At 41.8% G+C, this 19,471-nt stretch carries 18 protein-coding genes, 5 tRNA genes and 1 pseudogene; 1 reads left to right on the plus strand and 23 read right to left on the minus strand.

Going from position 1 to position 19,471, the window contains the following annotated elements:
* Positions 1–2 precede the first annotated feature (2 nt).
* The 23 genes and pseudogenes from rplK to FD716_RS16800 form a co-directional block, all read right to left on the minus strand.
* Entirely contained in the window at positions 3–431 is a 429-nt protein-coding gene (gene rplK, locus FD716_RS16690) for a 50S ribosomal protein L11 (protein WP_004868049.1), read from the minus strand.
* A 120-nt stretch (positions 432–551) separates the two neighbouring features.
* A complete protein-coding gene (gene nusG / locus FD716_RS16695; protein ID WP_139853356.1) occupies positions 552–1,085 on the minus strand; it encodes a transcription termination/antitermination protein NusG in 534 nt (177 codons plus the stop codon).
* Between the two features lie 7 nt (positions 1,086–1,092).
* Positions 1,093–1,533 (minus strand): preprotein translocase subunit SecE, encoded by a 441-nt coding sequence (gene secE / locus FD716_RS16700; RefSeq protein ID WP_139853357.1) that lies wholly within the window; start codon positions 1,531–1,533, stop codon positions 1,093–1,095.
* Between the two features lie 73 nt (positions 1,534–1,606).
* Positions 1,607–1,682, minus strand: a tRNA-Trp gene (locus FD716_RS16705).
* 51 nt (positions 1,683–1,733) lie between these two features.
* Entirely contained in the window at positions 1,734–2,924 is a 1,191-nt protein-coding gene (gene tuf / locus FD716_RS16710; RefSeq protein WP_139852887.1) for an elongation factor Tu, read from the minus strand.
* A gap of 143 nt (positions 2,925–3,067) precedes the next feature.
* A tRNA-Thr gene (locus FD716_RS16715) sits at positions 3,068–3,142 on the minus strand.
* A 14-nt stretch (positions 3,143–3,156) separates the two neighbouring features.
* Positions 3,157–3,232 (minus strand) — tRNA-Gly (locus FD716_RS16720).
* 42 nt (positions 3,233–3,274) lie between these two features.
* Positions 3,275–3,358 (minus strand) — tRNA-Tyr (locus FD716_RS16725).
* A gap of 45 nt (positions 3,359–3,403) precedes the next feature.
* Positions 3,404–3,479, minus strand: a tRNA-Thr gene (locus FD716_RS16730).
* Positions 3,480–3,576: 97 nt separating this feature from the next.
* Positions 3,577–5,070 carry an anthranilate synthase component I gene (trpE, locus tag FD716_RS16735; RefSeq protein WP_139853358.1) on the minus strand — a complete coding sequence of 498 codons (1,494 nt, stop codon included), beginning with the start codon at positions 5,068–5,070 and terminating at the stop codon, positions 3,577–3,579.
* Between the two features lie 105 nt (positions 5,071–5,175).
* A complete protein-coding gene (locus tag FD716_RS16740) occupies positions 5,176–5,850 on the minus strand; it encodes a phosphoglycolate phosphatase (protein WP_139853359.1) in 675 nt (224 codons plus the stop codon).
* Between the two features lie 132 nt (positions 5,851–5,982).
* Entirely contained in the window at positions 5,983–6,879 is an 897-nt protein-coding gene (locus FD716_RS16745; protein ID WP_139853360.1) for an FHA domain-containing protein, read from the minus strand.
* Positions 6,880–6,943: 64 nt separating this feature from the next.
* On the minus strand, positions 6,944–9,229 hold the full coding sequence (gene gspD / locus FD716_RS16750; RefSeq protein WP_139853361.1) for a type II secretion system secretin GspD: 2,286 nt from the start codon (positions 9,227–9,229) through the stop codon (positions 6,944–6,946).
* A 40-nt stretch (positions 9,230–9,269) separates the two neighbouring features.
* A complete protein-coding gene (locus FD716_RS16755) occupies positions 9,270–10,106 on the minus strand; it encodes a type II secretion system protein N (protein ID WP_139853362.1) in 837 nt (278 codons plus the stop codon).
* Between the two features lie 2 nt (positions 10,107–10,108).
* The gene (gene gspN, locus FD716_RS16760; RefSeq protein WP_139853363.1) at positions 10,109–10,852 is read right to left on the minus strand and encodes a type II secretion system protein N; all 744 of its coding nucleotides are present in this window, start codon (positions 10,850–10,852) and stop codon (positions 10,109–10,111) included.
* A 166-nt stretch (positions 10,853–11,018) separates the two neighbouring features.
* Positions 11,019–11,342 (minus strand): H-NS histone family protein, encoded by a 324-nt coding sequence (locus FD716_RS16765; RefSeq protein ID WP_139853364.1) that lies wholly within the window; start codon positions 11,340–11,342, stop codon positions 11,019–11,021.
* Between the two features lie 124 nt (positions 11,343–11,466).
* Positions 11,467–11,916, minus strand: coding sequence for an acyl-CoA thioesterase (locus FD716_RS16770; RefSeq protein ID WP_139853365.1), 450 nt, complete (start codon positions 11,914–11,916; stop codon positions 11,467–11,469).
* Between the two features lie 8 nt (positions 11,917–11,924).
* Entirely contained in the window at positions 11,925–13,118 is a 1,194-nt protein-coding gene (locus FD716_RS16775; RefSeq protein WP_139853366.1) for a heme biosynthesis protein HemY, read from the minus strand.
* Between the two features lie 4 nt (positions 13,119–13,122).
* Positions 13,123–13,956 (minus strand): hypothetical protein, encoded by an 834-nt coding sequence (locus FD716_RS16780; protein WP_139853367.1) that lies wholly within the window; start codon positions 13,954–13,956, stop codon positions 13,123–13,125.
* Complete coding sequence (locus FD716_RS16785) at positions 13,953–14,735, minus strand: uroporphyrinogen-III synthase (protein ID WP_139853368.1); 783 nt, start codon at positions 14,733–14,735, stop codon at positions 13,953–13,955. Before FD716_RS16785 ends, FD716_RS16780 begins: the two co-directional genes overlap by 4 nt.
* Positions 14,736–14,740: 5 nt before the next feature.
* Complete coding sequence (gene hemC / locus FD716_RS16790) at positions 14,741–15,658, minus strand: hydroxymethylbilane synthase (RefSeq protein WP_139853369.1); 918 nt, start codon at positions 15,656–15,658, stop codon at positions 14,741–14,743.
* Between the two features lie 293 nt (positions 15,659–15,951).
* Positions 15,952–16,689 carry a LytR/AlgR family response regulator transcription factor gene (locus FD716_RS16795; protein WP_139853370.1) on the minus strand — a complete coding sequence of 246 codons (738 nt, stop codon included), beginning with the start codon at positions 16,687–16,689 and terminating at the stop codon, positions 15,952–15,954.
* A 203-nt stretch (positions 16,690–16,892) separates the two neighbouring features.
* A pseudogene (locus tag FD716_RS16800) lies at positions 16,893–18,037 on the minus strand (sensor histidine kinase).
* On the opposite strand from FD716_RS16800, the gene argH reads away from it, so the two are divergent.
* Positions 18,028–19,461: an argininosuccinate lyase gene (argH, locus tag FD716_RS16805; protein ID WP_139853371.1), complete on the plus strand. Its 1,434-nt coding sequence runs from the start codon at positions 18,028–18,030 to the stop codon at positions 19,459–19,461. The pseudogene FD716_RS16800 and the gene argH sit on opposite strands and share 10 nt — an antisense overlap.
* The last annotated feature ends 10 nt before the right edge of the window (positions 19,462–19,471 follow it).

Genomic DNA, 19,471 nt, shown 5'->3' on the forward strand with positions numbered 1-19,471 from the left:
TCTTATAGCTCCACTTCCAAGCCCATAGAACGTGCAGAACCAGCGATGGTACGTACACGTGCATCCAAATCAGCGCCAGTTAAATCTGGCTCTTTAGTGGTTGCAATTTCTTCTAGTTGAGCGCGAGTCAACTTACCAACTTTAGTTTTGTTTGGTACAGCTGAACCCTTTTGAATACCAGCAGCTTTTTTCAACAAAATAGCAGCAGGCGGAGTTTTCATGATAAATGTAAACGACTTATCGTTGTATACAGTGATCACGACTGGAATCGGAAGACCAGCTTCAACTTTTTGAGTTGCAGCATTGAATTCTTTACAGAACGCCATGATGTTCACACCACGTTGACCCAATGCAGGACCAATTGGTGGAGATGGATTTGCTTTACCAGCTGGAACTTGCAGCTTGATATAGCCGTCAATCTTCTTAGCCATTATCTAATACCTCTGGGTACAAACGCCGCTAGGCTCCCCAATCTATTCATATAACATATGCACTTGCATATATTAGCAACAACAATACCCGATATGCTCGGGCGTTCTCTACAGCTCAAATTAACTGGCTTTTTCGACTTGACGAAATTCCAATTCAACCTGAGTTGGTCGATTAAATACGTTAATAGTTAACGTTAAACGTGATTTTTCGTACTGAACTTCTTCCACCACACCTTTAAAGTCTGTGAATGGACCATCAATAACGAGTAATTCTTCGCCTGGCTCAAACATCGTCTTAGGACGCGGTGCTTCACCAGTATTGCGTACACGTGCAAGAATAATGTCAGCTTCTTTCTGAGTAATTGGTGCTGGTTTTTCAGCAGTACCACCAATAAAGCCCAAAACTTTAGGACATTCTTTAACAATGTGCCAAGTTTCGTCATCCATTTCCATTTCGATTAACACATAACCGGGAAAGAATTTACGCTCAGACTTACGCTTCTTGCCATCCTTCATCTCAACCACTTCTTCGGTTGGGACTAGCACTTCACCAAAGCTATCAGCAACAGCACTACGCTGGATTCGATCATTAAGTGAACGCATCACTTGTTTTTCATAACCTGAATAGGCATGAATAATGTACCAACGTTTCATCGTTTAATTACCCGATAATAAACTTCATAAACCAGCCAATCGTTGTATCAAAACACCACAATGCGATTGCAGCGACGACAACAACCAAAAGCACTTGCCATGAAGTGGTTACTGTTTCTTGCTTCGTCGGCCAAGTTACTCGTCTTAATTCTATACGAGAGTCTCGAACTAAACGAACAAAGCCTTTGCCTTGATGGGTGGCGTATAATAAACCTAAAGCCACAACGATACAAGCAACAATTACCCCAATGCGTACCCAAATACTATTTGCAGGCACCCAATATGCAGGTAAATACTGATTGACCATGAGTGCAGCTGCAAATAAAGCCAATGCAATGATCCACAACACCACATCAAATGGCGAACCTGAACTCACTACTTCAGCAGAACTATCTCTTTGGGGAATTGGCGCTTCGCTCAATGCGTCACGTGATTTATCATTCGACATTTTTGTACTCGTCGTTGAATTCGCGACTTATTATAAGACATATTAACCAGTATAAAGTTTTTATTTAATAAACTGGCAGGCCAGGAGGGACTCGAACCCCCAACATTCGGTTTTGGAGACCGACGCTCTACCAATTGAACTACTGACCTACAAACAAACCGAGAATAAAATTCTCGGTTTGTTTTTTATACTGAAAATACTTAGAGTGTTACTTTAGCAACAACACCAGCACCAACAGTACGACCACCTTCACGGATCGCAAAACGTAGACCTGGGTCCATTGCGATTGGGTGGATCAATTCTACTGACATTTCAACGTTGTCACCTGGCATAACCATTTCAACGCCTTCTTGCAACTGGATTGCACCAGTTACATCAGTTGTACGGAAGTAGAACTGTGGACGGTAACCGTTAAGGAACGGTGTATGACGACCACCTTCTTCTTTAGAAAGAACGTAAACTTCTGCGTCAAATTTAGTATGCGGTTTGATTGCACCTGGTTTAGAAAGTACTTGACCACGTTGAACGTCTTCACGCTTAGTACCACGTAGAAGAACACCACAGTTCTCGCCAGCACGACCTTCGTCAAGCAATTTACGGAACATTTCAACGCCAGTAACAGTTGTTTTCACGGTATCTTTGATACCAACGATTTCAACTTCTTCACCAACTTTAACGATACCAGCTTCAACACGGCCTGTTACAACAGTACCACGACCAGAAATTGAGAATACGTCCTCGATTGGCATTAGGAATGCTTTATCGATAGCGCGCTCTGGCTCTGGAATATATGTATCAAGTGCTTCAACAAGTTGAAGAACTGCAGGAACACCGTAAGCACTGTCATCGCCATTAAGCGCTAGAAGTGCAGAACCACGGATTACTGGAGTGTCATCACCTGGGAAGTTATAAGTAGAAAGAAGTTCACGAACTTCCATTTCTACCAATTCGATTAACTCTTCGTCATCAACGATGTCACATTTGTTCAAGAACACGATGATGTACGGAACACCAACCTGACGAGAAAGCAAGATGTGCTCACGAGTCTGTGGCATAGGGCCATCAGTAGATGAACAAACAAGGATTGCACCGTCCATTTGAGCAGCACCAGTGATCATGTTTTTAACATAATCGGCGTGACCTGGGCAGTCGACGTGCGCGTAGTGACGAATCGGAGAATCGTATTCTACGTGTGAAGTATTAATGGTAATACCACGTGCTTTTTCTTCTGGTGCAGAGTCAATTGCTGCATAGTCTTTAGCTTCACCGCCAAAAGTTTTTGCACAAACAGTTGCAATAGCAGCAGTTAAAGTTGTTTTACCATGGTCAACGTGACCAATTGTTCCCACGTTAACGTGGGGTTTATTACGTTCAAACTTGGCTTTTGCCATGATGATCTTCCTCGTTTACGTCGAACACAGTTAAGACAACTCAACATCGACATATCGCCCAAAAAGCTAGGCACCTAATGCTCAAAAAGCAGACTAAGAAGCCTGCTTTCATATTTTGTGGAATAAATCCACCCAACGATATCTGGAGCTCTTATCGAGATTTGAACTCGAGACCTCTCCCTTACCAAGGGAGTGCTCTACCACTGAGCTATAAGAGCGTTAAATTCTTCGATGGAGCGGGAGACGAGGGTCGAACTCGCGACATGCAGCTTGGAAGGCTGCCGCTCTACCAACTGAGCTACTCCCGCACAATATTGGTACTATTTACCACTTTATCGAAGTTAATTTAATGGTGGTGAGAGAAGGATTCGAACCTTCGAAGCTTACGCGGCAGAGTTACAGTCTGCTCCCTTTAACCACTCGGGAATCTCACCATACACACTTAACTTTCAGTGCAGCTCTTCTAGAAACATCTTAACTGGTGCCGGCACACGGATTCGAACTGTGGACCTACTGATTACAAGTCAGTTGCTCTACCAACTGAGCTATGCCGGCGACTCTTTTGTTTTCGATGTTTCTCATCGGAACGGTGTGCAGTTTAGCAAAACTTTCAAACCATGCAAGGGGTTTTTTTAAAAAAACCGTCAAAAACTCATAAAATCAAACCGTTTGACGATAATTCAACCGCTTTGATCACTGCGCGAGCTTTTATTTGGGTTTCATTCCACTCGGCTTCAGGTTTTGAGTCCGCAACAAGACCCGCTCCCGCCTGCACATAGACCTTATTTTCACGAATAACACAGGTCCGAATCGCAATCGACATGTCCATTTCGCCATGCCAGCCTAAATATCCAACCGCACCACCAAAAATACCGCGCTTTACTGGTTCAACTTCATCAATAATTTCCATTGCCCGTATTTTAGGTGCGCCAGATAGAGTTCCAGCAGGAAAAGTGGCTTTAAACACATCAAGGGCATCGATGCCATCCAAAACTTCACCTTGGACATTGGACACAATATGCATCACGTGTGAATAGCGCTCGATGACCATTTGATCGGTCACCTTTACTTTACCAATCTTTGCAACGCGTCCAATATCATTACGGCCTAAGTCGATCAACATAATATGTTCAGCGATCTCTTTTTCATCCGACAATAAATCTTGCTCTAATGCCAAATCTTCTTCTTTGGTTCGTCCGCGTGGACGGGTGCCCGCCAATGGACGCACAGTGGCAACCCCTTGCTCTAATCGCGATAAGATTTCAGGTGATGAACCCACCACATAGAAAGCCTTTTGATCCAGCAAAGTGCGGCCTTGAACCAAAAACAAATAAGGCGATGGATTGAGATGACGTAAGGCGCGATAGACCTGCAAGGGATCACCATCAAAGTCAGAAACCATCCGATGTCCTGGCACCACTTGCATCACATCCCCGGCACGGATGTATTCCTGCACCTTCTCAACCGTTTCTAAAAATTTCTTTTCACCAGTCAGTGATACAAAATTAGGGGCAGTATGTTTTTGTGCCGGCAAACTAATCGGTGTGGCAAGCAACTGCTCTAAATCGTCAAGTTGCTGCTGTGCTTGTCCATAGGCATCTGAATTACTGGTATCTGCATGCACAATCAAAAACAAAGTATCTTTTAAGTTATCAAAAACAATTACCGTCTTAGACAACATCATCCAGATATCAGGCAAACCCACTGGATCATCTGTCGGGCCATTATTTAAACGTGGCTCGATATAGCGCACAGCGTCATAGCCCAGATAACCGACCAAGCCTCCCGTAAATTTTGGTAGCTCTGGCAGTTCTGCCTGACTGGGTACCAAATATTGTGCTTGAAAGTCACGTATAAAGGTAAAAGGATCTGAACATGGCTGCGTATTGATTTGGCCATCTGCATGCTGAACAGTCAACTCACCATTATTACAAGAGAATACGGTCGATTCACCCAGCCCAATAATAGAATAACGCGCCCAGTTTTCACCACCTTCAACCGATTCAAATAAATAGGCTTGCTGGTGGTCTCTTAAACGTGCAAATACCGACAATGGGGTGTCGGTATCGGCTAAACGTTGACGGTAAACAGGAATTAGGTTGTAGCCCGCATTTTTTAGTTGTTCAAATTGCTGAATGCTGCTCATGCATAAATCTCACTTTTTGATGGACGATAAAGATGTACTTGCTGTTGCTATTTAGCGTCGCCATCGAAAAAGTAATATTTGATTCATTGCTATGCCTTATTTCAATCAGGATTCATTTAAAAGTTCGGTTAAATCGTCAACGATCTGCTGAGGCTGACAGTTACGGATGTCTTCGCCATGATTATAGCCATAGCTGACAACAATACAATCCATCCCTGCACGGCGTGCAGCCTCAACATCATTGCTAGAGTCGCCAACCATCAAACATTGTTCAACTGAGGCATTGAAGGTTTCTGCACAATATAACAAGGGTTTTGGATCCGGTTTACGCACTTCAAAGCGGTCACCCCCCACAACATCAGCGAAATATTCATTTAACTGTAAAATCTCAATAATCTTACGTGCAGGCAACTCAGGTTTATTGGTCACGCAAATCATGGTCTTATTTTGCTGCTGGCCCCATTGCAAAAATGCCAAAACCCCTGGGAATAAGCGAGTATCGACACAAGGATCTGCATTATAAATCTCAAGAAAGGTATCGAGCAGCTGTTGTTGTAAGCTTGGATCTACCTCACCTTTCAAATACTGCAAGGTACTTTGGCAAAACAAAGCCGTACCTTTTCCAATCCAAACCCGTACTTGCGCTTCAGTCACCTGACCTAACTGCAACCGTGCGAGGCTTAGATTCATGGCGCGATATAAATCAAAAGCGGAATCAACCAACGTTCCATCCAAATCAAATAAAATCACGTTACGCTGACTTAATCTTGCAATACTCATGATCACTTCCTTTCCATATCCATCATAAAATCTAAAGTAACAACTAAAGCAAAGACTTGCACCACATACAAAAACAAAGGCATGCGATTGCATGCCTTACTGTTTTCTATACGATGCACTGAGACTATAGTGTTATTTAAACATTAACCAAGCCAAAACAGCCACAATCAACAACACAATAATAGTGATCAGACCAACCGAAGTGTTTTTCTTCACTTCCTCAGCCTGCTTTACTTCACTCACTGGTTCTGGAATGGCCACGGCAACAGGTTCAAGCTGTGCTTCTACCACAATATTTTCAGGAATCGGTGCAGGCTTCGGCACAGCCACATGATCAGGCATGCCTTCCTTACTCACCTTGGTTCCAGCAGCACGTTCTGCCACACTTAACATGCCTTGTGCATCAAGTTGCTGTGCAGCTGTTGGCTGAATCGCCTTAATGATTGCTTCAACCTCAATCGACTCAGCAACGGTTTCTGCACTTGGCTCAACTGCGGCTGGCGCAACGCTGGCTTTTTCAGCGACAGTCTCAACTACAACAGCCTCAACCACAGGTACTGCCGGAACAATTGTTTCAACCGGCTCAACCACAACCGTTTCAACCATAACCTGCTCAGAGGCTTGTTCAGCAAAATGTACTGAAGTCGCCACGGCTTCCGAAGGCTGTACAATCTGTGCTGCAGCTATTTGCGTCGTATCGTTATTGAGCGGTGCGACAACAGGTTCGGCGATCACGGTAGGTTCCGATAAGATCGCAAAAGCTAAGCTGGCAAATCGAACGGTATCACCCGGCTGCAAAGCCGTTTCTACATCAATGCGCACATCATTTACAAAAGTACCATTTGATGAATTTAAGTCCAGCAAGCAAAGTGCCTGATCTTTCAACATAAAGGCAGCATGACGGCGAGAAATTTCAGCAGATTGCAGCACAATACCTGCATCTTGATGTCGTCCAACCAATGTATCGTGATTAATCACGATTTCTTTGTCAGCAAATTCACCGCTCAGTGCTTGTATTTTCCAAGTCATGATCATCTTCTCATTCTAGTTCGCGCCCATATTAGCATGCAGTTTGAATCTACAGCATGCTGGTTTAGGAAGCGGGTCCAATCGTAGTGGTAATGACCGTGTTCTTGGTCTTTTGTACTTCTTGGGTCGGCTTAAGCGCAGGTTGCTGTATCACAGGTGGTTCAATTGCAACAGGTGTGGTAATTGCTTCACTTGGAATCACTCCCCCTGAAGGCACTTGTTGATAAGTCACTGGTGCAGGCAATGGCGCCTTTAACGGTGACTGAATCGGCAGGCGCTGCTCATAAACATCCTCCAACTTCTCTGGAAGTTTTGAGAAGTTACCTTCTTTATCCATCGCCAGCTGCAAACTATAAAGCTTCTCATAACGTTGCTGACCAATTTTTTGCATGCTCTCATTGTTACCAATGATGGTCGGATGGATAAAGACCAGCAGATTACGTTTTTCAGTGGCTCTATTGTCTGAGCGAAATAAATGTCCAATGCCCGGAATAGCACCCAAGAATGGAACAGCATCACGACCAGAGGCAGAGTTATCTGCAACCAAACCACCCAATACAACGGTTTGCCCATGATCGGCAATGACTGAGGTTTTAATCGCACGCTTACTGGTCACTAAGTCAGCCGCTTGGCCTTTATTGGCTTCAACGGCTGAAACTTCTTGCTGAACCTCTAAACGGACTGAACCACCTTCACCAATATGTGGCACAACTTTTAAAGTGACCCCAACGTCTTTACGTTCAACGGAAGTATACGGATTACCACCTGTTGCACCTGTGGTGACCGATCCCGTTACAAAGGGAACGTTTTGCCCCACGACAATATAAGCTTCTTCATTGTCCATGGTCACAATAGATGGGGTAGAAAGTAGATTTGATTTGGTATTGGTTTTTAACGCTTGAATTAAAGCACCATAAAACTCACGTGAACCATCTGCACCTTCACGGTATTTCCCGACACCAAGCACTGAGCCAACCGGATTTTTACCCCCTTGCATAGCAGCACCCGCGCCCGCGGTTCCGCCTTTTAAAAAGCCAGAAACCAAATCAAGTAAACTGGTGCCAACATTAGAGGCATTCACCAAGCCAATGCCAGTACTCATATTCCCAAGCGCCCATTGCACCCCGAGCTGATCTGCATCGCTGGCTGAAACTTCAATAATCGCTGCCTCAATCAACACCTGTTGACGACGCACATCCAATTGTTGAATGGCCGCATCAATTTCTCGCATCAATTGTGGTTCAGCTTTGACCACTAAAGCATTCTGACTCGGATCTGCAATAATGCTGACCCCATTGCCGTTAAAACTGGTCACATTATTTTGATTACTGCGATTGTTATTGGTCCCCAAATTAATCGTAGGTGCAGCAATACTGCTACTTCCAGCTGAATTTGAGCTGGAATTATTCACTGGAATCATGCCGCTCGCGCTATTGTTTTGATTAGCAGATGTATTGCTATTACTGGTTTCAACCGCCTGTCCAGTCACCAAACCTTGTAATATTTTTGCCAAGTTATCTGCACTGGCATAACGCAATTTATAAACTTTTAATCCACCAAGTCTGTCCGCAGAAGGGACATCCAACATTTCAATCATTTGGCGCAAACGTTTACGTGAACCTGTATCGCCTTTGATCAAGATTCGATTGGTCCGCCCATCTGCAATAATACGCACTCTCGAACCAGCCGCATCTTTAGATGCACCTGTTGCAGACATGGTTTCCAATAAGCTGATGACTTCTTCTGCTTGGCTAGACTGCAAGCTGATCGCCTCAATATCATTTTGACCAGTCCCATCCAGATTTCGAATGATGGTTTCAAGTTGATAGATATTGGTTGCACGGTCCGAAACAATCAGGGCATTGGTCCCCTGAATTGCAGCCATATGTGCAAATTGCGGCATCAATGGTCGTAATGCTGGAATCAAGTCATTCGGATTGGTATTTTCTAGCCAAATCACCCGAGTAACGACTTGATCACCTTGTGCACGACTCCGCGGATCATAAGGAACACCGGCATTTTTAACATTACTGTCTGGCACCAGACGAATGGTATTTCCTGCTGGAATCGCAACCACACCATTAACATTCAAAACCCCTAAAAATAAATCATAAACTTCAGTTTTATTTAAAGGTTTATTTGAAATAACCGTAACATTGCCTCTCACCCGAGGGTCAACAGCAAAATTTTTCCCAGTGATATCGGCTACTTCATTGATAAATGCAGTTAAATCAGCATCGCGTAGATTGATTTTCCACGTCTGCGCATGTGCGCTGACTGTCATTGCCGCCATAAGAGGTGCCGCAGCCACGACAGCTCTAATTGCTCGATGATGATTCCAAAAATCCATAACTTATTATCTTTCCTAATTCTATTTGTTACCCAAATATCTATAAATCTTGCTGGAGGGTCATCGTTTGATCACCGCGTTTAATTTCAATTTTCACTTTACCTTCCCGCTTCGCCTGTTCTAACAATTGCACATCGCTTTGGCCTTGTCCCACACTCTTTCCATTCAGCGAAAGAATTCGATCACCGGGTTTAAGCCCCAACTTACTTCGCAATGCGGATGGCGTTTGCTCTGTCACTTCATAGCCTTGACCACCGGTATTGACCCCCATTTTTTTCAGGTAATCGTCTTTATCTTCACCCATTTGCTCAATGGCTTGCCCCAAAGCATTTTGTGACGTTGTTGCAGTAGAAGTCTGAACATTATTAAGTTTATTCTGATCTTCGGCTGCCTGTTCCGCGCCATCTGGTTGATAAAGGTTGCCAATGCTGGTGAATTTAAGTTCGCGTGTTGCGCCATTGCTTTGTTTGAGCACCACATGCTCCCAATAGACGGCTGCCAACTGATAACCACTATCCCCCAAACTATCCCCCACCAAATAACGTTCTGCAGTTTCGCCCACTTTAATCACTGCTGAAGACTTACTCCCAGAAGAAGCGACCATGACACCTTGAAGTTGCATTGCAAGATTATCATTTACAGATGTACTCGCACCTTGTTCATAAAACAATGAAAAACTAGAAATATTCGGCACCTGGGTCTGTTTAGAACCCAACACGACGGGTTCAGGTTGAATCACCTGTGGCGGTGCAAGCACCCACCAAAAGACAGAAGCCAATTTCCAACATAAAGCTAGAATTAATAACAGCAAAATAATAGGAGAAAGGCGATCAAGCTTTTCCCATTGAATATCCTGAAACCGCTCTTGAATGTTCATACTCAAAGACCACGCTGCAATAAAGGCTGACGTGTCGAAATAACATAAGTATCCAAGCCCGCTTTACCATCATAAGAAGGAACATTTTGTAATAAGCGCTGTGTCAGTTGTACATCAAGCATGAGGTTTTGATCAAATGCAATATTGGCCATTTTTTGACTGCGTAGGTCTTGAATATCAAATTGCAATTTACCCGCCTCATCTTTTAACTTGCCATTCAATGCTGGCATATTCATACGATCTTGGCGTTCCGCAAAGGTATAAACTAATTCCCCACCACCCCACTGCAAATTACCTTCAGCCTGACTAAAACCATTTTCCTGATTAAAGTTAAACTGTGTCTCACTTAATTGAATCGGATTAGCAGGCCATTGCCAATTAACTAACGTTTTTAAAGTATCTGGTGCAATTTGTCCGTTTAACTGCCTTATTATAATCTTCTTACCAAAACCATAACCGAGCGTCGATTCTAATTTCGTTTGACCACTATGAATTTCTACATCTGCACCTAAACGCAATAATACTAAATCTAAAGGGCGTGTTTTCCAACGGACCGTTCCCTGTAAGCCACTTTTATGCCAATCTGCTTGTCCTTGCCAAATATTCCCACTCACATTTTGTAATACTTGATTATCTTTATAAAACTTTGAAATGAGCCAAGTCGCTGGAACCTGTAACAACACGAATATTAAAAAAGCGATGAGGCCAATTAACCACCATGTTATATTTTTTGATTTTTTATTCATCAAGCGTCACCAACTTATACATTAATTCTTCCATGCTAGATTAAGTCTTGTTGAATATACATTATTCATCCTTTTTACACAGCAATCTGATCTCATATAAAAAAACCAAGCAACTTGGCTTGGTTTTTTTTAAATAATAAAAGCTACTAATTACAGATTTATGAAATTAGATGAGGAAATCCTCTAATTTCGCACCTTTCTCAATTTCTGCCACTAACCAACGTGGTTGCTTACCGCGACCAGTCCAAGTTTCAGCTGAATTATTGGTGTTGCGATAGCGTGGCTCAACTGCTTTACGTGTCGTCTTCTTACGTTTCTGAGCACCATATTCGATGAACTGTTCTAAACTCAAACCTGCCGCGCCTGCAATTTCAATAATTTGATTATATGCATCTTCAACTGCTTGATCTTTCTTTGACTCAATTAATGCTTCCGCTTCAGCTGTTAAACGTTTTAATTCTTCAACTGACATCTTACTAATATCTGGCATTTTGCTCGCTCCGTTAAAAACAAATATTCGTTCTAAATAATGTAGCCCATCATATTTTTATTAATGGCACGAATCAATACATAAACCAAATTTAAATACATAATCCAACAAAAAAATGAATAATCTATTTTTTATTATTCAATAAAATTAAATCATGATTAACAGTTTGCTCCAAACCTATAATACTTTCTCTCACCTGATTTGGAATTAATGCTTTTTTCATTTCTTTTTTATCAACAAACACAATAACCGCCTCTGCTGTTGCTACAATCTGCTGTTGAGTCTCACTATATAAGACATAATGCATTCGAATCGCAGTTTGTCTCATTTCTTCAATGCGTGTCGCAATTTTTAAAACATCTGGATAAAATACAGGCTTTAAATATGTACATTGATTTGAAGCAACAACACTAAATACATCATAATCAAAAATATTCAACTCATCAAAATAGCCAATACGTGCACTCTCTATATAACGATAGTAAATCACATTATTAACATGACCAAAGGCATCCATATCCCCCCAGGCGACTTTCTGTTCGTGGATAACCGGGTATTGGCTGAATATATTCACTTGAAGTCTCACATTCTAAATTTAATAAAATTTGCATCATTTTCAAAGACTAAATTTAACTGTTTGATCAAGTCTTCACGCCCACTCAAGGTCGATTTAATCCGCAGATAGTCCATTAAGATATTTTCAGGGTAGCGTAATAATAACTGTTCTGCCTCACTCACCCGTTGTGTCGCCATTAATATGTGCCATTGTGCGAAGCTTAAAACTGGCATACTTGGATATCTTAATTCAAGCTGCAATATATAATTTTCAATAAGCAGATAATCAGGCTCAGGTTTCATTAACTGTTGCTGAAACCATAAATAAAAGACCTCTTGGTCAAACTTGAGCTCCAACAAATGTAATGCTAGTTTTTCATGTGCAATCTCCATTGCTGCACAGCGTGATAATAACTTGAGCCAAAGCACCTGTGTTTCAAATGCCAGGCTTTGAATTATTTCCTCATCCTTAATATATTTTTGTTCTAATTCTATGTGGTCTTCCCTACTGGCTTGCTCAAATTGGCTTAGCAATTGAATCAACCATGCCTGCATCGCTTCGCTACCAAGAGCTGGCGAGGTGACGACCCGTAAATAGCGCCAAGGAAACTGCAATGCAAAACTTGCCCAAAGTGTTGTCAAACGCTGCATATACGCATGGCTAATCTGGCTCAGCCAAGGTGAGAGCTGATGTTCATTTAAAAACTCAAGATGAGTGGAGACCTGCTGTTCATCATGGAGTGCTAGATAAATTTCGATTCGCTGTATTTCAGCCAATTCAAATGTTGCTGGCGGACTGGAATCTAATATCATTAATGCTTGCTGATAATGCTTTTGTTTAAATAATATGCGTGCTTGTGTAATTTCTTTTAATAAACCTGATTGATTAAAAATTTCTTGAATAAAATCTTGCTGTTCTTCCTCGCCTTCTAATATCCAAATCATCCCTAACTGCTCATAAGGATGCAATGCATCAAAATTTATTATCTCTTGTAGTTTACGTTGCTCCTTGGATAAATATCGTTTGAACACTATCCAAAATAAATGCATGCCAAAACTAAAAATTAATCCAGAAAAAACCAATACCCAAATATTAGACTGAATTTGTATTCCATGCCAAAGCATATATACATAGCCAGCACCATCACCATAACTCAGTACGCTGAGGAGCGCTGTCAAAATCAGAGCAATAAAAATATAGATCAACAACAGCTTTTTCATTGAATTACCCTAAGATTGTGCGGCTTTTCAGTTTAGGTACAGGAGACATCTGAGTCTGCTTTATTTGAATAACCTGCTGCTTCATTTCTTGACTGACTGGATCAGGCAAGGCATCAAAGAGCTGAATGACAGCCTTAAGCATATTTTGATAGCTTTGGAATTCATTGGCCAACAACGCCTGCTGTGCCAATACCAGTCTGAACTGGGCTTCTCTAAAAATCATGCTCCGGTTATCAAATTGAACTGTTTTAGTTTCGACACGTTCAATCTGCAACCATTTTTGCCAGAAGTGCTGCGTTTGTACTTTGCTTGGTGTGATCTGTTGATTGTTTAATTCAGATTTTAAACGCTGATCCAGCTTTTCAAGCATCACGACCAAACGCTCTTCTTGCGCATGTCGGCTGAGTAGAAATTGTTGAATACTCTGTTGATCTTGATCAATCGCTTGATGCAGACTGGCTTTTAAGCTATCGGCAATCTCATAATGATCAAGATTCTGATTGAGTTGAACCAATTTTTCCACCGCATATACAAACTGTTGTTGTTGTAATGCAAATTGCACCAGATCCAGTTCTTGTTGAACCAAGAGCGAAGGATTTAAATTGGTTATTGATGCTTTGGTTTTTTCTCGCTCTTTTGCACTTGCAACCGTTGTTGGCTCCGTTTGAACACGTTGTAATGCAACAACTTGATCATTCAAACTCGCATTGCGCTGTTCGCTTTGTAAGAGTGTCTGCTGCTGTTGATTAAATTGCCCAGACAGTTGATAGAAATCAAAGCTGAGTTTAGCAAGCCAAGCCAAGCTTAGAACAAGAATCAGGGCGAAAAACTTCTTCATAAGGACCTTTGCAGCAGTGAGAGGGTCTGTAACACCGTATTTTCTTCCAAATTTTCCAAGGAAGTTATATTAAAGCAAAAATTTTTACTTTTTCTATCTTCTAGCAAAATTTGATACAAACGCCTACCAAGAACCAAATAATGCCCTTTTTGCAGAATATCCGAATGCGATTCACACAAATCCAACCAATAACACCAACTGGCTTCACTACTGATATTCATTACAAAAGGTTGCGGCTCACGCTGCATCATGGTCAAAAAAGTCTGAAACTGTTGTTTGCTAGACTCTGGAAAGCAACGCGCATATAACAGCATATTCACAACAGCAATATTTTTTTGTTGGCACTGCTGCATCATAAATGCTCGACCACCGATACCACGCCAAAATGCGATTGCTTTTAAATCTGGGCGCTGCGTAAATAAGGGCAGTTGTAGCATGCCCTCTGAGGTTTCTACTTCGGGTACGGAAGCTATAATCCCATGCTGCGCTAGAACAGCTGCGGTTTTCTTGCCAACAGCAATCCATTCAATATGCTGTAATTGTTCAAGCTTGACCTGACTTCTTTGCAGATAGGCCAAGCCAACCTCCACAGCGGTTGGACTCACCACGACAATCGCCTGAACAGCGGCCAATTGTGTGAATTGTTGCTGTAATTGCGCATTATACGGCAAGGGCTGCAATGCCAACAATGGAAGATCAAGCACCTGAAAGTGAGCTTGTACCAAGCACTGGGTCAGTGCTTGGGCTCGATCTGCCGGGCGCGTATTAATAAATAACATGGGAATTAATAAAGTGCCTGCAGTAACTCCGCAGCACCTTGTTCTAATAAATGTTTTGCAACATTAACCCCGAGTTGTTCAGCCTGATCTTTTGGTGCAACTAGACGACTAACCAAAAGTGTTTTTCCATCGAGGCTCCCCACACGGCCTTCTAAACTCAGTTGATCACCCTCAAGCGTGGCAAATCCTGCAATCGGAATCTGACATCCACCCTCTAAATGACGGTTCATCGCACGTTCAGCCAGTACACAAACATGACTCTGTTCATGCATCAACGGCATAATTAAATCTAACGTTTGCTGATCATCTTCTCGACATTCAAGCCCTAAAGCACCTTGGCCAACCGCAGGTAAACTCACTGTTTCAGATAAACCATGTCGAATTCGATCTGTCAGACCTAAGCGCTTTAAACCAGCACTTGCCAATATAATGGCATCGTATAATCCAGCATCAAGCTTACCTAAACGTGTTCCAACATTTCCTCTTAAATCAATAATATCTAAGTCTGGACGGTGTTTTAGAATCTGACTTTTACGACGCAGACTCGATGTGCCTAACTTTGCGCCCAATGGCAGTTCATCAAAACATGTATATGTATTTGAAACAAAAGCATCAAAAGGATCTTCTCGCTCACAAATTACCGCGAGGGCTAAGCCATCAGGTAATAGCATTGGAACATCTTTCATCGAATGGACAGCTAAATCTGCACGGCCATCAAGTAAAGCAGCCTCAAGCTCCTTCACAAACAATCCTTTACCACCAATTTTCGCCAAAGGCGTATCCAAAATTTTATCACCTTGCGTCACAAAGGTGACCAATTCAACTTTTAACCCAGCATGTAATTGCTCAAGTCGATTTCGGATATATTCAGCCTGCCAAAGTGCGAGTGGACTTTGACGCGTTGCGATTTTTAAAGTAGTCATTATTACAACATAGTCAAATTTTAACCCTCTAAACTTAACCTGATATGTTAAAAATGCAAGTAAATTATATAATCGGGGCAATCTGCGCCACGTCTAACGCGAATGCCCCATGATCAAGCCAAAGAAAAATCGAAATAAAACCAAAGCAAAAAATAAAATGAAGAACAGATTCATCACATCCATTTGACCCTGCATGCTTCACTAGATTTAAAACGATAAACCAAGCAATGCACGAACCCTCCTCACCACCATGTCTCTATAATTTTTCTACTTCAACTTAATCAAGACCAGTTTCATAAATGGTAAATTCTCTCTCTTAAAATAGGTAAATGACGACGGCTAACCGCGAGCTTTTCTTCAATTTCACGACAACGCACTTGGTATTGTCCGGAGGTTACTAGCTCCAATCCATCTAAATAATCCAATGAGATTAAAGCATTGCGATGAATGCGAATAAACTTATCAGCAAATTCTTGCTCAAGTTCTTTTAATGTTTCATCTATAAGCACACTGCCATTCTTATGTCGGACAGCCACATATTTTTGATCTGCTAAAAAATAATAAATATTTTCGGTGGGAATTAACTCCACACCACGATAAGTTTTTGCAACAATTTGCTGTCGCTGAGTCGTTTTTTCCATAGATTGTTTTTTTTCTATATTAGACATCTGAGCTTGAGTCAGTTTGGTTAAATTATTTAATACACGCTGTAATTCTGATTGAGCGATAGGTTTAATCAAATACCCACTCGCCTGCGACTGAATCGCATTTAAAGCATGTTGGTCATATGCGGTACAAAACACCACTGCGGGCATTGGATTGAGTTGAGTTAAATGTTGTGCACAAGATAATCCATCCATGACAGGCATTTGAATGTCGAGTAATACAACATCAGGCTCATACTGCTGAGCCAATTCAAGTACCTGCTTTCCATTTTGTGCGGTTGCAACAACTTGGTGACCCAATTGCGATACGAGTCGAGACAAACGCTCCACTGCGAGTGGCTCATCATCACTAATCAGGATATTCATTTTTCCTCCCTGCCAATGTTAGGATAATTTTTTTAATAAAATAACTGGCGCATTACAAGGGACGTTGACAGTTGAGAGATTAAAGACACACACTAAAAAAACATTTAATTAAAAACTTAACATCTAAAACCAAATGTTCAACCACTGGTGTTCAATATAATTTTAACTTTATAAATCAAAGTTGTAGCTCAATAAAAAACAGTTTATGTATACCTATACTGAAGAACTGTTGTAAACACTGCATTGCTTGAATAGTGTCTCAATATTGCATCAGAACCAAAATATGCAGTTAAGCGTTGTTGTATATTTTCTAATGCAAGACCCTGTCCCTCGCGATTTTTTATTCTATCTTTCAGAATCGGATTGGTAATGACTATAGTGACCTGCTTGTTGCAGCTTTCGATCAATATATTCACTTTTGATGCAGTCTGGTGCTGTTCAACACCATGGAAAATACTATTTTCCAGTAAGGGTTGAAGCGTAAGTAACGGGATGGGTATTTGCATTAATGCCAAGGATTGTTGAATTTTCCACTCAACTTGCAACTTTGAACCGAGTCTAATTTCCTGAATCGCCAAATAATTTTTACAGAATCCTATTTCTTCTTCCAAGCTAACCAATTTTGTTTCTTGCAAACTTGCCCTAAACAACTGCGCGAAATCGATCAGTGTTTTCTCGGCCTTTTCTGCATCGACAGCGATAAGACTTACAACTGTATTCAAACTGTTAAATAAAAAGTGTGGATGTATCCGTGCCTGTAGCGCTTGAATACGCGCTTTTAATTCAGCCTGTTTTTGTTTTAGCCACTGTTCACGTATATAGCTGTAACGTAGACATAGCGCACCTAATAACAGACCATAACTCAAATTGATACTGAGGTTTTGCCCAACAATCTGCCAGCTTAGGTTTTTAAAAGACAACTGCGCCCCCCAATACAACAAAATATTGAGCGCAACACTGCTCAAAATGATACAGCCCTGTAAACAGAAAAAACCAACAATTAATGTGACTCGACTACGCAAATCTCGGCTTTTTCGATGATAGATATCCATCAAGGCCACATAGAGCAATACAATACAATCCAATTGATGTACAGCACATATTTCAATAGCTGTTCAAACTGTAGATTCGACCAAGCCTGCGCCTCAGCCAAACTCAGCAACAAAGCCAAGATATAACTGGCAATAAACAATTCTGCCAAATACTGCCAACGCCGTATTTTGGCGGACTGATCCCACTGAGGAAATTGTTTTTTTACTTTCAGCGGTGATTCATGCAGCACTACTTCGGCAATCGGCTTTGAATTTGTTATACTCTTTTTTATTTTCCTGAGCCAATATGACCACATCATCTCATTCCTCTCAACCGGCTACCCAAAATCAGACCTCTGGTATGTGGGGTGGTCGTTTTTCTGAAGCGACAGACGCTTTTGTTGCTGAATTTACCGCATCTGTACAGTTTGACCAACGTTTTTATCGACAAGATATTGCAGGCTCGAAAGCACATGCCAGTATGCTTGCAAAAGTCGGGGTATTAACGGAACAAGAGCGAGATGACATCATTCAAGGCTTAGATACAATCCAAGCTGAAATTGAAGCTGGAAACTTTGAGTGGCGTATCGATCTCGAAGACGTGCATATGAATATCGAAGCACGCCTCACAGATCGCATTGGCATTACAGGAAAAAAATTACACACAGGCCGCAGCCGAAATGACCAAGTAGCAACCGATATTCGCCTATATGTGCGCGATGAAATTGACGGTATTTTAGGCCTGCTTCATAAGCTTCAAACCGGTATTTTAGGTTTGGCGGCAACCCATACCCAAACCATCATGCCTGGCTTCACCCATTTACAAACAGCACAACCCGTGACGTTCGGACACCACTTAATGGCATGGTTCGAAATGCTGTTACGTGATAGTGAACGTTTAATCGATTGCCGCAAACGTGTGAATCGTATGCCATTGGGTTCTGCTGCACTAGCAGGCACCACCTACCCAATCGACCGCAATTACACTGCACAATTGTTAGGCTTTGACAGCGCAACTGAAAACTCTTTAGATGCAGTGTCTGATCGTGATTTTGCCATTGAATTTAATGCTGCAGCCGCATTAATTATGATGCATCTCTCTCGTATGTCAGAAGAACTAATTTTGTGGACTTCTGCTCAATTTAAATTTGTGAATATTCCAGATCGTTTCTGCACTGGCTCTTCAATTATGCCGCAGAAAAAAAATCCAGATGTACCCGAATTAGTTCGTGGTAAAACTGGTCGTGTCTATGGTGACTTAATTAGCTTATTAACCCTGATGAAAGCGCAACCGTTGGCATATAACAAAGACAATCAAGAAGATAAAGAACCATTATTCGATGCAATCGATACATTACGTGGCTGTCTAATGGCTTTTGCCGATATGATTCCTGCACTGGTGCCCAATATTGAGATCATGCGTGAAGCTGCGTTACGTGGTTTTTCAACTGCGACTGATTTAGCAGACTACCTTGTGAAAAAAGGCATCGCTTTCCGTGATGCACATGAAATTGTTGGTAAAGCCGTTGCACTTGGCGTACATGAGAGCAAAGATTTGTCTGAATTAACGCTCAGCCAACTACAACAGTTCTCTGACTTAATCACAGCCGATGTATTTGATCAGGCACTCACACTTGAAGCATCTGTCAATGCACGTAATCATTTAGGTGGTACGGCACCAGAACAAGTCAAGCAAGCGATTGCGCGTGCTTATACGCGCATTGAGCAACTACAAGCTTAAGGAATATTCA

This window comes from Acinetobacter pullicarnis (assembly GCF_006352475.1).
Lineage (GTDB): Bacteria > Pseudomonadota > Gammaproteobacteria > Pseudomonadales > Moraxellaceae > Acinetobacter > Acinetobacter pullicarnis.

Excerpts from the sequence above, each read along its gene's own strand:
- FD716_RS16795 (WP_139853370.1), bottom strand. The coding sequence starts at position 16,689 with ATGAATATCCTGATTAGTGATGATGAGCCACTCGCAGTGGAGCGTTTG.
- FD716_RS16775 (WP_139853366.1), bottom strand. The coding sequence starts at position 13,118 with ATGAAAAAGCTGTTGTTGATCTATATTTTTATTGCTCTGATTTTGACA.
- argH (WP_139853371.1), top strand. The coding sequence starts at position 18,028 with ATGACCACATCATCTCATTCCTCTCAACCGGCTACCCAAAATCAGACC.
- secE (WP_139853357.1), bottom strand. The coding sequence starts at position 1,533 with ATGTCGAATGATAAATCACGTGACGCATTGAGCGAAGCGCCAATTCCC.
- tuf (WP_139852887.1), bottom strand. The coding sequence starts at position 2,924 with ATGGCAAAAGCCAAGTTTGAACGTAATAAACCCCACGTTAACGTGGGA.
- FD716_RS16745 (WP_139853360.1), bottom strand. The coding sequence starts at position 6,879 with ATGACTTGGAAAATACAAGCACTGAGCGGTGAATTTGCTGACAAAGAA.
- rplK (WP_004868049.1), bottom strand. The coding sequence starts at position 431 with ATGGCTAAGAAGATTGACGGCTATATCAAGCTGCAAGTTCCAGCTGGT.
- FD716_RS16755 (WP_139853362.1), bottom strand. The coding sequence starts at position 10,106 with ATGAACATTCAAGAGCGGTTTCAGGATATTCAATGGGAAAAGCTTGAT.
- FD716_RS16740 (WP_139853359.1), bottom strand. The coding sequence starts at position 5,850 with ATGAGTATTGCAAGATTAAGTCAGCGTAACGTGATTTTATTTGATTTG.
- FD716_RS16765 (WP_139853364.1), bottom strand. The coding sequence starts at position 11,342 with ATGCCAGATATTAGTAAGATGTCAGTTGAAGAATTAAAACGTTTAACA.
- hemC (WP_139853369.1), bottom strand. The coding sequence starts at position 15,658 with ATGACTACTTTAAAAATCGCAACGCGTCAAAGTCCACTCGCACTTTGG.
- trpE (WP_139853358.1), bottom strand. The coding sequence starts at position 5,070 with ATGAGCAGCATTCAGCAATTTGAACAACTAAAAAATGCGGGCTACAAC.
- nusG (WP_139853356.1), bottom strand. The coding sequence starts at position 1,085 with ATGAAACGTTGGTACATTATTCATGCCTATTCAGGTTATGAAAAACAA.
- FD716_RS16785 (WP_139853368.1), bottom strand. The coding sequence starts at position 14,735 with ATGTTATTTATTAATACGCGCCCGGCAGATCGAGCCCAAGCACTGACC.
- gspD (WP_139853361.1), bottom strand. The coding sequence starts at position 9,229 with ATGGATTTTTGGAATCATCATCGAGCAATTAGAGCTGTCGTGGCTGCG.
- gspN (WP_139853363.1), bottom strand. The coding sequence starts at position 10,852 with ATGAATAAAAAATCAAAAAATATAACATGGTGGTTAATTGGCCTCATC.
- FD716_RS16780 (WP_139853367.1), bottom strand. The coding sequence starts at position 13,956 with ATGAAGAAGTTTTTCGCCCTGATTCTTGTTCTAAGCTTGGCTTGGCTT.